The following is a 12,001-nucleotide window of genomic DNA, read 5'->3' on the forward strand; positions in this document are numbered from 1 at the left end:
CGCGAGTTGTCCACAGGCGGGCGCCGGACGGGGGGTCAGACGGGGCGGTCGCCCGTGGGGGAGGAGCCGCGGTCGTCGTCGTCCGGCGAGCCGGCGTCGTCGGTCGTGTCCGGAGCGTCTCCGGAGGCGCCGTCGCCCTCGCGCGGCATCGTGCCGTTCAGCAGGTCCTCCAGCGCGCGGTCCATCTCGTCGGGCTCCGGGGTCTCGCCGCGGGCCTCGGCCGTGAGCCGGGCGACGAGCGCGCTCGGGTCGTCCAGGTCCTCCGAGCCGGGGAGCAGGTCGGGGTGCGACCAGAGGGAGTCGCGGGCCTCGGGCCCGACGGCGTCGGTCACGGCCTGCCACATCGCGGCGGCCTCGCGGAGGCGGCGCGGGCGCAGCTCCAGCCCGACGAGGGTCGCGAAGGCGGACTCGGCCGGGCCGCCGGAGGCGCGGCGGCGGCGGACCGTCTCGGCGATCGCCCCGGCGCTGGGCAGGCGGGAGGTCGCCGCCGCGGTGACGACGTCGACCCACCCCTCGATGAGGGCGAGGACGGTCTCGAGGCGGCCGTGCGCGGCGAGCTGCTCCTCCGTCTTCGGCGGGATGAGCGCGCCGGAGGTCATCGCGTCGCGGAGCTCCTCGGGGTTCGACGGGTCGAAGCCCTCGGCCAGCTCCTCGAGGCGGGTGGTGTCGATGCTGATCCCGCGCGCGAAGTCGGTGATCTGCGAGATGAGGGCGAGACGGAGCCACTTGCCGTGCCGGAAGAGGCGGGCGTGCGCGAGCTCGCGGACCGCCAGGTACAGCTGCACCTGGTCCAGCGGGATGTCGAGGCCCTCACCGAACGCGGCGACGTTCTGCGGCAGGATCGCCGCGTCGTTCTCCTCCAGCAGCGGGATGCCGATGTCGCCGCCCGAGACGACCTCGGCGGCGAGCTGCCCGACGACCTGGCCCAGCTGCAGGGCGAACAGGGTGCCGCCGATCCCGCGCATCATGCCCTCGGCACCGGCGATCATCGCCTGCATCTCCTCCGGGGCCTGCTCGCGGAGCACGCGGGTCAGCGCGTCCGAGATGCTCAGCGCCACCGGCTCGGCGAGCTGGGTCCAGACCGGCATCGTCAGGGAGATCCACTCGAGGCGGCTGATCGAGCGCGGCGTGCGGCTCAGCTCGGAGACGTACGCGACCTCGTCGAGCCAGAGCGCGGCGACGCCGAAGGCCGCGTCGATCGGAGCCCGCACGGAGTCGGACACCGGCGCGGACTCGGCGCGCGCGAGCTGCTTCGCCTGCTCGAGCGAGAGCGTCCAGTTGACGCCGCCGTCGCCGTTCTGCTGCATCGCACTCTGCAGCTGCGAGAGCAGGTTCTGCAGGGCCACCGGGTCGTTCGGCAGTCCCGCCGCTCCGGCGAGCTGCGAGGGGTCGACCGGGCCGTTCCCCGACAGGAACTGCCGCAGCATCTCCCGGAACTCGTCCTCGGAGCCGCCGCCCGCTCGGTCCGCACTGTCGCCATCGGCCATCGGGATCAGCCCTCCGTCGCTCACGTGAATCCGGTCGCCGCACCGCCTCCGCGGCCCTGCACAGGGCGCCGGTTCCGGCGCGACTCCCAGTCGTGCAAGCTACGTTAGCCCGAGCGCCCGGGGCCTCGGCGTGCAGAGCACCGCTCGGGCCCAGCCCGCTTCCGCCCGCCGCGAACATCCCGGCGGAGCCGCTCCACCCGTTGCCAGAAAGGCCCCCGTGTCGCTGTTCTCCGACGACCCGCGCCCCTCCTCCTCCCCGCGCCGCCCGTGGGTCGGACCGGTCGTCCTCCTCTCGGGTGTCGCCGTCGTGGTCGGTCTGGGCGTCGCGCCCGCCCCCTACGTGATCGAGCAGCCCGGCCCCGTGTTCGACACCCTGGGCAGCAGCAAGGACGTGCCCCTCATCTCGATCCCGGACCGCACCACCTATCCCACGGCCGGCACGCTCGACATGCTCACCGTGTCGGTCGTCGGCAACCCGCAGAGCCTGCCCACCTGGGTCGAGGTCGCGAGCGCCTGGTTCGACAGGACCAAGGCGGTCGTCCCGGTCGACGCGATCTTCCCTCCCTCCTCCACGGTCGAGGAGCGCGACGAGGCGAACCAGGCCGAGATGACCGACTCCCAGCAGGAGGCGATCGCCGCCGCGCTCACCGAGCTCGGCTACCCCGTCGAGCAGCGCGTCTCGGTCGTGCAGGTGCCCGAGGGCTCCCCGGCCGAGGGCGTCCTGGAGGCGGGGGACGAGATCCTCGCGGTCGCGGGCACCCCTGTCGCCGACGCGACCGCCCTGCGCGCGACCCTGCAGACCCTCGGCACCGGCTCCCCGGTGCAGGTCAGCATCGAGCGCGAGGGCGTCCGGCAGGAGGTGGAGGTCACGCCGCGCGACTCGAACGGCGCCGCCGTCATCGGCGTCCTCCCCGGAGCGGCCTTCGACTTCCCGTTCGAGGTCGACATCCAGCTGGACGACGTGGGCGGGCCGAGCGCGGGCATGATGTTCGCCCTCGGGATCATCGACAAGCTCACCGAGGGCGAGCTCAACGGCGGGCGGAGCGTCGCCGGGACCGGCACGATCGACGCGGCCGGCGAGGTCGGCGCCATCGGCGGGATCCGCCAGAAGCTCTACGGGGCGGAGGGCGCCGGAGCCGAGTACTTCCTCGCCCCCGGGACCAACTGCAACGAGGTCGTCGGCCACGTCCCCGACGGGCTCGACGTGCTCGCGGTCTCGACCCTCGACGACGCCCTCGCCGCACTGAAGGGCATCGCCGCGGGCGACACCTCCGGGCTGCCGGACTGCAGCACCGCCGCTCCCCTCGACTGATCCCGCCCGCCGACCCCGGGTCGACGCCCAGGTGAGCCGGACAGCCGTCGCATAGCATGGGTGGCCTCCCCTCACATCTCGACAGCAAGAGGCCCTCACGTGAGTTCCACAGCAACCGAAACCCCGCCGCGGAAGAGACGGAGCGTCCTCGCCGTCACTGTCGTGGTGGTGGCCGTCCTGGTGGTGGCGTTCTTCGTCTTCGCCGGTCTGTACACCGACATCCTCTGGTACGACCAGCTCGGCTTCCTCTCCGTGCTCACGACGCAGTGGGCGGCGGCGGGCGGTCTCTTCGTCATCGGCTTCGTCGCCATGGCGGTGCCGGTGTTCATCAGCCTGATGCTGGCTTACCGCCTCCGGCCGGTCTACGCGAAGCTCAACTCGCAGATCGACCGCTACCAGCAGGTCGTGGAGCCGCTGCGGCGCCTGGCCACCTTCGGGATCCCCGCGGTGCTCGGCCTCTTCGCCGGCGTCTCCTCCGCCACCCGCTGGCAGACGAGCCTCACCTTCTGGAACCGCACGCCCTCGGGCACCACGGATCCGCAGTTCGGCCTCGACACGTCGTTCTACCTCTTCGAGCTGCCCTTCTACCAGAGCATCGTCGGCTTCGCGTCGGCGGTCCTGCTGATCTCGGCGTTCGCGACCCTCGCCACCGGCTACCTCTACGGAGCGATCCGGGTGAACGGCCGCGAGATCCGCATCTCGAAGGCCTCGCGCATCCAGCTGGCGGTCATCGCCGCCCTCTACCTCGCCGTGCAGGCGGTCAGCCTCTGGCTCGACCAGTACGCGACGCTCGCGCAGCAGGGGCCCCGCATCACCGGCGCCACCTACTCCACCGTCAACGCGACGATCCCGGGCCTGCAGATCCTGGCCGGCATCGCGGCGCTGGTCGCGATCCTCTTCGTCGTCACCGCCTTCATCGGCCGCTGGCGCTTCCCGGTCATCGGCACCGCGCTGCTGATCGTGTCGAGCCTGCTCGTCGGCTCCCTCTACCCCTGGATCGTGCAGAAGTTCCAGGTCGAGCCCAACGAGCGCACGCTCGAGCAGCCCTTCATCCAGAACAACATCGACATGACGCGCCAGGCCTACGGCGTCAGCGACGTCGACGTCATCCCCTACGACGCGACCACCGACGCGGAGCCGGGCGCCCTGCGCTCGGACGCCGAGACCACCGCGAACATCCGCATCCTCGACCCCGCCGTCGTCACCGACGCGTTCTCGCAGCTGCAGCAGTTCCGCCAGTACTACAAGTTCGGCGACACGCAGAACGCGCTCGACGTCGACCGCTACTCCATCGACGGATCGACGCAGGACGCCGTGGTCGGCGTCCGCGAGCTGAACCTCAACGGCCTCGGCACCAACCAGACCTGGTACAACCAGACGCTGGTCTACACCCACGGCTACGGCCTGGTCGCCGCGTACGGCAACCAGCGCTCGGCCGACGGCGAGCCGGTGTTCATCGAGTCCGGCGTCCCGACGACGGGCGACCTCGGTGACTACGAGCCGCGGATCTACTTCGGCGAGAACTCCCCGCCGTACTCGATCGTGGGCGGCAACGACTCGCGCGACATCGAGCTCGACTACCCCTCGGGCACCGACGGCGCGCAGCAGACCTACACGACCTTCGACGGCGAGGGCGGCCCCGCTCTCGACAACGTCTTCAAGAAGCTCGTCTACGCGATCAAGTTCCAGTCCGAGCAGATCTTCCTCTCGGACGGCGTGAACGACGACTCGCAGATCCTCTACGACCGCGATCCCGTGCAGCGCGTCCAGAAGGTCGCGCCGTACCTCAAGCTCGACTCCGACGCCTACCCGACCGTCGTCGACGGCCGCGTGAAGTGGGTCGTCGACGGGTACACCACCTCGGCCGACTACCCGTACTCGGAGGTGCAGAGCCTCTCGCAGGCGATCGCCGACACGAACACGCAGCAGCAGTTCCCGACCGACGACGTCAACTACATCCGCAACTCGGTGAAGGCGACCGTCGACGCGTACGACGGCAGCGTCACGCTCTACGCGTGGGACACCGAGGACCCGATCCTGCAGACCTGGCAGAAGATCTTCCCGACCACGGTGAAGCCCGTGAGCGACATGTCGGGCGAGCTGCTCAGCCACGTCCGGTACCCGGAGGACCTCTTCAAGGTCCAGCGCGCGGTCCTCGGCACCTACCACGTCACCGACGCGGGCTCCTTCTACTCCCGCGAGGACGCCTGGGCGACGCCGAACGACCCGACGAGCGGAGCCGCGACCACGGCCGCCGCGACCGGCACCAGCCTGCAGCCTCCGTACTACCTGACGCTGCAGACGCCGGATCAGGACGTGCCGTCGTACTCGCTCTACTCGACGTACATCCCGGCGAGCGTCCAGGGCGCGCAGGCCAGCCGCAACGTGCTGACCGGCTACCTCGTGGCCGACTCCGACGCCGGCTCGACGGCGGGCTCCGTGGCCGACGGCTACGGCACGCTCCGCCTGCTCGAGCTGCCGAAGGACGACACGGTGCCCGGCCCCGGCCAGGTGCAGAACGCGTTCACCACCGACCCGACGGTCGCGAACGAGCTGAACATCCTCTCCCGCGGCGACACCACCGTCACGAGGGGCAACCTGCTCACGCTGCCGGTCGGCGGCGGCCTGCTCTACGTCCAGCCGATCTACGTGCGCTCCAACGGAGACACGAGCTTCCCGCTCCTGCAGAAGGTGCTGGTCGCGTTCGGTGACGACATCGCCTTCGAGGACACCCTCGACGCGGCCCTCGACAGCCTCTTCGGCGGCGACTCGGGAGCCGACGCGGGCGACACCGGCACGCCGACGACTCCGGACGCGGGCACCGGCACCTCGGGCGGCGACACCGGAGGCGACGCGGGCGGCACGACCGGCGGCACCGGCTCCACGCCGGCCACGGGCGACCAGACGGCGCTGCAGCAGGCGCTGAACGACGCGCGGGACGCCCTCACGGCTCGCGAGAACGCCCTCAAGGCGGGCGACCTCACCGCCTTCGCGGCGGCGGACGAGCAGCTGACCGAGGCGCTCTCGCGGGCGCTGCAGGCCGAGGGCGGCCAGTAGCCCGCATGGTGCAGGTCGACCGCGGCGAGCACCTCCGCTCGGGTGAGTGGCTCGAGCTGAACCGCACGTACTGGGAGGAGCGCACCGGCGAGGGTGCTCTCCACCCGGAGCTCGTCACCGCGGCGCTCCTCGACCCCGGTCCGAGGATCCTCCAGCTCGGCTCGGGCGACGGGCTCGACGCGCTCGAGCTCGCCGAGCGCGGCGCCCGCGTGGTGGGCGTCGACTTCTCGATGCCCGCCGTGCGCCGAGCACGCGCCGGCGCCGCGGACAGGGACCTCGCCGGCTCCGCCCGCTTCGTCTGCGCGAACCTCTACGAGCTGCGGCACATGCTGCCGGAGCCCGACTCGTTCGACGTCGTGCTCTGCAGCGCCGGCGTCGTCTCGTGGCTCCCCGACCTGGAGGAGTGGGCGCGGCTGGTGGAGTGGTTCGTCGCCCCCGGCGGCGCGGTGCTCGTCGTCCCGTCGTCGTCCGCTCTCGTCGACGCCGACGTCCGCACCTGGTCGCGCACCTCGTCCGAGCTCGCAGCCGCCCTGACGGCGGTCGGGCTGAGCGTGGACGGGAGCGCCGTGCTGCGCGCCGCCAAGCCCGCCTGAGACCGGAGCCCGCTCCCACCGCCGCGTCGATTTGCACCGGCGCCGGAACGCGTGTAATGTCTCTTCTTGTGCCGCGGGGTGGAGCAGTTCGGTAGCTCGCTGGGCTCATAACCCAGAGGTCGTAGGTTCAAATCCTGCCCCCGCAACAAGAAAGCGAAAGCCGGTCCTGAGAAGGGCCGGCTTTCGTCGTTAACACGGGTCGCGGACGTGCTGCCCGCGGCCGACAGTGCGCGGGCGGAGACCTCAGTCGCCCTCGATCACGCTCAGCACGTTGCCCGCCGGATCGCGGAACCAGCAGATCGTCGGCCCGTGGCCGCGCATCACTCCGTCCGCATCGGTCGGCAGCGACGGGTCGTCGTAGATCGCCGTGGTGACGCCTGCCGCGTGCAGCTCGGCGACCGCCACGTCGACGTCCTTCACCGAGAAGTTCAGGATCGTGAACGACGCCGGCTCGTGGTCCGGCTTCGGGTACGCGATCGCGCGGCCTCCGCCCGGCAGCCGGATGTCGAGGATCCCCATCGCGTTCAGCTCGACCTCGAGCCCGAGCACTCCGCCGTAGAAGGCCCGCGCCGCCTCCACGTCGTCCACGCTGAAGCCGCCGAAGGCCCTCTCGCTCCGGATCATCGCCGTCCTCCGTCCCGCGGCCGCACCGTCGCGCCCGCTCCGCTCCGGACGCTACTCCGGTCGCCCGTCCGCGTCACCGTCGGATCCGCCCGGCGCCGCCGCCGACTTCGTGCCGGGCTCGCGCGACCCGCATCCGCGGACCGGCCTCCCGACGCTCCGCGCCGACGCGTGTGCCGGACCGGCCCGCACGTTAGGCTCGACCCCGATGCGAGGGGTGCTGCTGTGAGGGACGAACGCGGGGACGACGGCTCGAACGAGGGGCTCGGCGACCGCCCGACCCGGCGGAGCCCGCGGCAGGCGCCGCACGCGGCACGCGTCGCCACTCCGGTCCTCACGCCCGTCCGCCCCGTGCGGCGCCGCCGGGGCCGTGTCTTCCGCGCGACCGTCAGCACGGTCGCCCTCGCCGCCATCGCGGGCCTCGTGGCGGTCTCCGCGCTCCCCGCCTACTCCTTCGACCCGGCACCCGATTCGCAGGCCGCCGTCGAGGCCGCCGCCCGCGTGCAGGCGCTCGGCAACCAGAAGCTCACCGTCGCGCCGACCGCGGTCCAGGAGCAGGTCATCCGCGACTCCTTCACCGCACCGACCCAGGCCCAGCTCGACGAGGCGGCCGCCCAGGCGCGCGCGCTCGCCGCCGCCGAGCAGGCCGCCCGCGACGCCGAGACCGCCCGCCTCGCCCAGGAGGCGCAGGTCGCGGCAGGCGCGACCGGCGCGGACGGTGCCGCCGCGGGCAGCGGCGGCACTAGCACCTCGGTCACGCCCCGCGAGGAGGGCGACGACTACCCCTGGCGCGACCAGCTCACCGACGACCAGGGCGGCGGCCTCTCGCCGCTGCGGTACTACTACCGCGAGTGCGTCGACTTCGTCGCCTGGCGGATCAACCGCGACCAGGGCTCGACGAGCGCACCCTTCAAGTGGACCTGGGGCAACATGACCCCGGGCGGGGGCAGCGCCTACGCGTGGGCCGGCCAGTGGGCCTCCCACGGCTGGGTGACCAGCAGCACGCCCGTCCCCGGCGCGGTCGCCTGGTTCACCGGCAACCACGTCGCGTACGTGCAGGCCGTCAACTCCGACGGCACGGTCTCGCTCGAGGAGTACAACTGGGGCAACGACCACGCGTACCACAAGCGCACCATCCCGGCCTCCCAGGTCGCCCTCTTCCTCTATCCGCCGAGCTGATGGCCGGCGCCGTCGGCATGGCCGTGGCGCAGTTCGCCCCCTCGACGGACCGGGAGGCGAACATCGCGACGATCGGGCGCCTGGCCCGGATCGCCGCCGAGCGCGGCGCGAGCCTGGTGGTGCTGCCGGAGTACAGCTCCGCCTTCACCGATCCGCTCGGGCCCGAGCTGGTCGCGGCGGGCGAGGCGCTCGACGGCCCGTTCGTCACGGCTCTCGCGGCCCTCGCGCGCGAGCTCCGGATCCACCTCGTGGCGGGCATGGTCGAGGCGGTGGACGGGCGCCGCATCGCGAACTCGCTCGTCGCGCTCGACCCCGAGGGCGCGCTCGTGGCCCGCTACCGCAAGCTGCACCTGTACGACGCCTTCGGCCAGACCGAGTCGGAGTGGGTCGCCGCGGGGGAGATCGCCGCACCCGAGACGTTCGAGGTCGGCGGCCTCGTCGTCGGGCTGCAGACCTGCTACGACCTGCGCTTCCCGGAGGTCAGCCGCTGGCTGGTCGACGCCGGGGTCGACGTCATCGCGGCACCGGCCGAGTGGGTGCGCGGCCCGCTCAAGGAGGCGCACTGGCGGACGCTGGTCACCGCCCGCGCGCTCGAGAACACGGTGTACCTCGTCGCAGCCGACCAGACCCCGCCGATCGGGGTCGGCACGAGCATGATCGTCGATCCGATGGGCGTCGAGACCGTCACCCTCGGCGAGGTCGAGGACGTCGCCGTCGCCTGGGTCTCGCGCGAGCGGATCGACGCGGCGCGCGCGAAGAACCCCGCTCTGGCGCTGCGGCGCTTCCGGGTGCTGCCGCTCTGACCGCCGCCCCCGGCCCGACGGCGCCGGGCATCCGACCGAATCCGCTGAGGCCGGCTCCTCAGCGCGCCATGCGGGCGAGGCCCGCGACCGCGGTCTCCAGCACCTCGAACCGCTTGCAGAAGGCGAAGCGGACGAGCGAGCGGTAGGGAGCGGCGTCCTCGGGGCGGCAGAACGCCGACACGGGCACCGCCACCACTCCCGCGAGATCCGGGAGCGCTCGGCAGAGCTCGACCCCGTCGTCGTAGCCGAGCGGTGCCGCGTCCACGACGACGAAGTAGCCGCCCGAGGAGGGCGCGACGCCGAAGCCCGCAGCAGCCAGGCCCGTCGACAGCAGGTCCTTCTTGGCGGCAAGAGTCTGCGCCGCGCCGGTGAAGAAGGCGTCCGGGAGCCCGAGCCCGAGGGCGACGGCCCCCTGGAACGGCGAGCCGCTGACGTAGGTGAGGAACTGCTTCACGGCGAGGACGGCCGTGATCAGCTCGCGCGGGCCCGTGACCCAGCCGATCTTCCAGCCCGTGGTGCTGAAGGTCTTGCCCGCCGAGGAGACGGAGAGCGTCCGCTCGAAGGCTCCGGGAAGGGAGGCCAGCGGGACGTGCGGAGTGTCGAAGCGCAGGTGCTCGTAGACCTCGTCCGTCAGGATCACGGCGTCGTGCCGCTCGGCGAGCCGCACGATCAGCTCGCGGGTCACGGCCGGGAGGACGGCACCGGTCGGGTTGTGCGGGTCGTTCACCAGGATGACGCGCGTGCGGTCGCTCACCGCGGCGGTCAGCTCGTCGTGGTCGACCGCGAAGGAGGGGCCGCGCAGGAGCACGGTGCGGTGCACCCCTCCGGCGAGGGCGATCAGGGCTCCGTAGGCGTCGTAGTGGGGCGTGAAGGTGACGACCTCGTCGCCCGGCTCGAGCAGGCCCAGCAGAGCCGCGGCCAGGGCCTCGGTGGCGCCCGTGGTGACGAGGACCTCGCCGTCGGGGTCGAGGGCGATCCCGGAGAAGCGCAGCCGGTGCGCGGCGATCGCCTCGCGCAGGACGGGGAAGCCGGGACCCGGCGGGTACTGGTTGACCCCGGACGCGATGGCGTCGCGCGCGGCGTCGAGGATCTCGCGCGGGCCGTCCTCGTCCGGGAAGCCCTGGCCGAGGTTCACCGCTCCGGTGCGCAGGGCGAGCGCGCTCATCTCGCTGAAGACGGTGGCGGCGACCTCGCCACCGGGGCCGAGGAGGCCGGCGCCCGCCGCGGCGCGGGACCAGGATCCGGGAATGCTCACGTGCCCAGTGTGCCCGCTCGAGCAGTCCGGCCGGTTTCATTTCCCGCTCGCAGGCCCGTCATAAGAAACCCCCAGGTACGATCGCCAAGCTATCCCCGCTTGGAAGGAGCAGCACCCATGACCGAGAGTCACGAGGGTCCTCGTCAGCCGGAGGAACCCACCACGCCGACGGAGTCCGGCGCCCGAGAGGCGACCGAGCGCACCCACGGCGAGAGCTCCGGAGCGTCGTCCTCGACCACCGGGCCCACCGAGCCGATCCACCGGGGCGGAGCGCACCGCGAGAGCGAGAACCCGACCGTCCCCTACCCCTCCTCCTCGGCCCCCCAGCCGCCGTACACGCCGAACGCGACGGCCGGCAACGAGGCGCAGCCCGTCTCCCAGCCGGCCCGCTACGGGCAGTACGCGCCGCCCGCGGCGAACACCCTGCACGGCTCCGAGGAGCCGCCCTCCTCGAGCCCCTTCGGCCCGGGCGCCGAGTACACCCCCGCCCCCACCGCCACGAAGCGCCGAGCCGGAGTGGGCGTCGTCGCGGCGCTCGCGATCGGCGCGGTCGTGGGCGGAGTCGCGGGAGCCGGCGTGTTCGGCCTCTGGTCCGCCTCCAACGGCGGCGGGACCCGCGTGGTCTCCGCCGGCGGCTCGCAGACGATCACGGTCAACAACGCCGAGGACGCGACGACCGCCACCGCGGTCGCCGCCAAGGCCACTCCGAGCGTCGTCACCATCGCGGTGAGCGGCAGCTCGTCCGCCGGCACCGGCTCCGGCATCGTGCTCTCGAAGGACGGCTACGTCCTGACCAACACCCACGTGGTCACCCTCGACGGCGAGATCGCGAACGGCACCGTCTCGGTCACGACCAGCGACGGCCGGATCTTCGACGCGACCGTCGTCGGCACCGACCCGACCCTCGACCTCGCCGTCATCAAGCTGACCGGCGCGACCGACCTCAGCCCGATGACGTTCGCGGACTCCACCAAGATCAACGTCGGCGACACGGCGGTCGCCATCGGCGCCCCGCTCGGCCTCTCCGGCACCGTGACCGACGGCATCGTCAGCGCGCTCAACCGCAGCATCCAGGTCGCCTCCTCGGCGGCTCCGGACGACTCGGGCGACAGCTCGAGCGGCGGCACCGAGAGCCCGTTCAACTTCGACATCCCGGGTCAGCAGGCGCCGACCCAGGCGAAGAGCACCATCTCGCTGCCCGTCATCCAGACCGACGCGGCGATCAACCCGGGCAACTCCGGCGGCGCGCTGCTCGACAGCGACGGCGAGCTGATCGGCGTGAACGTCGCGATCGCGAGCGCCGGCCAGTCCTCCTCGAGCGGCCAGTCCGGCAACATCGGAGTCGGATTCGCGATCCCCAGCGCGATCGCCGAGCGCATCGCGAAGGAGATCATCGCGAACGGCTCCGCCTCGCACGGCCTGCTCGGCGCGAGCGTCTCCGACTCGACCGCGGACGTCCTCGGCGCCCGCATCGAGGAGGTCTCCGGAGGCGGTGCCGCGCAGGCGGCCGGTCTCGCCAAGGGCGACATCATCACCGCGATCGACAGCACTCCGATCACGAGCGCGTCCGACCTCACCGCGCAGGTCCGCGCGCAGGCCGCGAACGCCGCGGTCGAGCTGACCTACGTCCGCAACGGCCAGAGCTACCAGGCGAAGGCGACGCTCGGCCAGATGGCCGCCGGCTGACCCTCCGC

General features: G+C 72.6%; 9 protein-coding genes and 1 tRNA gene. 7 read left to right on the top strand and 3 right to left on the bottom strand.

Annotated elements, in window-relative coordinates; translation table 11 throughout:
* Positions 1–35: 35 nt before the first annotated feature.
* A complete protein-coding gene (locus tag C5C71_RS06665) occupies positions 36–1,487 on the bottom strand; it encodes a zinc-dependent metalloprotease (protein ID WP_104337402.1) in 1,452 nt (483 codons plus the stop codon).
* A gap of 217 nt (positions 1,488–1,704) precedes the next feature.
* Here C5C71_RS06665 and C5C71_RS06670 point away from each other — a divergent pair, with 217 nt between their 5' ends.
* The 4 genes from C5C71_RS06670 to C5C71_RS06685 all read left to right on the top strand — a co-directional run bounded on the left by C5C71_RS06670 (position 1,705) and on the right by C5C71_RS06685 (position 6,595).
* Positions 1,705–2,799, top strand: a complete 1,095-nt coding sequence (locus tag C5C71_RS06670; RefSeq protein WP_104337370.1) for a PDZ domain-containing protein — start codon at positions 1,705–1,707, stop codon at positions 2,797–2,799.
* 99 nt (positions 2,800–2,898) lie between these two features.
* Positions 2,899–5,856 (top strand): UPF0182 family protein, encoded by a 2,958-nt coding sequence (locus tag C5C71_RS06675; protein ID WP_181027225.1) that lies wholly within the window; start codon positions 2,899–2,901, stop codon positions 5,854–5,856.
* A gap of 5 nt (positions 5,857–5,861) precedes the next feature.
* Positions 5,862–6,449 (top strand): class I SAM-dependent methyltransferase, encoded by a 588-nt coding sequence (locus C5C71_RS06680; protein WP_104261194.1) that lies wholly within the window; start codon positions 5,862–5,864, stop codon positions 6,447–6,449.
* 72 nt (positions 6,450–6,521) lie between these two features.
* A tRNA-Met gene (locus C5C71_RS06685) sits at positions 6,522–6,595 on the top strand.
* 97 nt (positions 6,596–6,692) lie between these two features.
* On the opposite strand, the gene C5C71_RS06690 is transcribed toward C5C71_RS06685, so the two are convergent.
* Positions 6,693–7,073, bottom strand: coding sequence for a VOC family protein (locus C5C71_RS06690; protein WP_104337371.1), 381 nt, complete (start codon positions 7,071–7,073; stop codon positions 6,693–6,695).
* Positions 7,074–7,295: 222 nt separating this feature from the next.
* Between C5C71_RS06690 and C5C71_RS06695 the strand changes: the two genes are divergently transcribed.
* Both C5C71_RS06695 and C5C71_RS06700 read left to right on the top strand, forming a co-directional pair.
* A complete protein-coding gene (locus tag C5C71_RS06695) occupies positions 7,296–8,249 on the top strand; it encodes a CHAP domain-containing protein (RefSeq protein WP_104337372.1) in 954 nt (317 codons plus the stop codon).
* Positions 8,249–9,052, top strand: coding sequence for a carbon-nitrogen hydrolase family protein (locus tag C5C71_RS06700; protein ID WP_104337373.1), 804 nt, complete (start codon positions 8,249–8,251; stop codon positions 9,050–9,052). The genes C5C71_RS06695 and C5C71_RS06700 overlap by 1 nt, the downstream gene beginning before the upstream one ends.
* Before the next feature lie 58 nt (positions 9,053–9,110).
* On the opposite strand, the gene C5C71_RS06705 is transcribed toward C5C71_RS06700, so the two are convergent.
* Complete coding sequence (locus C5C71_RS06705) at positions 9,111–10,307, bottom strand: aminotransferase class I/II-fold pyridoxal phosphate-dependent enzyme (protein WP_104337374.1); 1,197 nt, start codon at positions 10,305–10,307, stop codon at positions 9,111–9,113.
* 117 nt (positions 10,308–10,424) lie between these two features.
* Here C5C71_RS06705 and C5C71_RS06710 point away from each other — a divergent pair, with 117 nt between their 5' ends.
* Positions 10,425–11,993, top strand: coding sequence for a S1C family serine protease (locus tag C5C71_RS06710; protein ID WP_104337375.1), 1,569 nt, complete (start codon positions 10,425–10,427; stop codon positions 11,991–11,993).
* The last annotated feature ends 8 nt before the right edge of the window (positions 11,994–12,001 follow it).

The organism is Rathayibacter sp. AY1C1 (assembly GCF_002932105.1).
Taxonomy (GTDB): Bacteria; Actinomycetota; Actinomycetes; order Actinomycetales; family Microbacteriaceae; genus Rathayibacter.

Bases quoted from the DNA above. Each gene is read 5' to 3' on its own strand.
- C5C71_RS06680 (WP_104261194.1), top strand. From the start codon at position 5,862: ATGGTGCAGGTCGACCGCGGCGAGCACCTCCGCTCGGGTGAGTGGCTC.
- C5C71_RS06710 (WP_104337375.1), top strand. From the start codon at position 10,425: ATGACCGAGAGTCACGAGGGTCCTCGTCAGCCGGAGGAACCCACCACG.
- C5C71_RS06700 (WP_104337373.1), top strand. From the start codon at position 8,249: ATGGCCGGCGCCGTCGGCATGGCCGTGGCGCAGTTCGCCCCCTCGACG.
- C5C71_RS06665 (WP_104337402.1), bottom strand. From the start codon at position 1,487: ATGGCCGATGGCGACAGTGCGGACCGAGCGGGCGGCGGCTCCGAGGAC.
- C5C71_RS06690 (WP_104337371.1), bottom strand. From the start codon at position 7,073: ATGATCCGGAGCGAGAGGGCCTTCGGCGGCTTCAGCGTGGACGACGTG.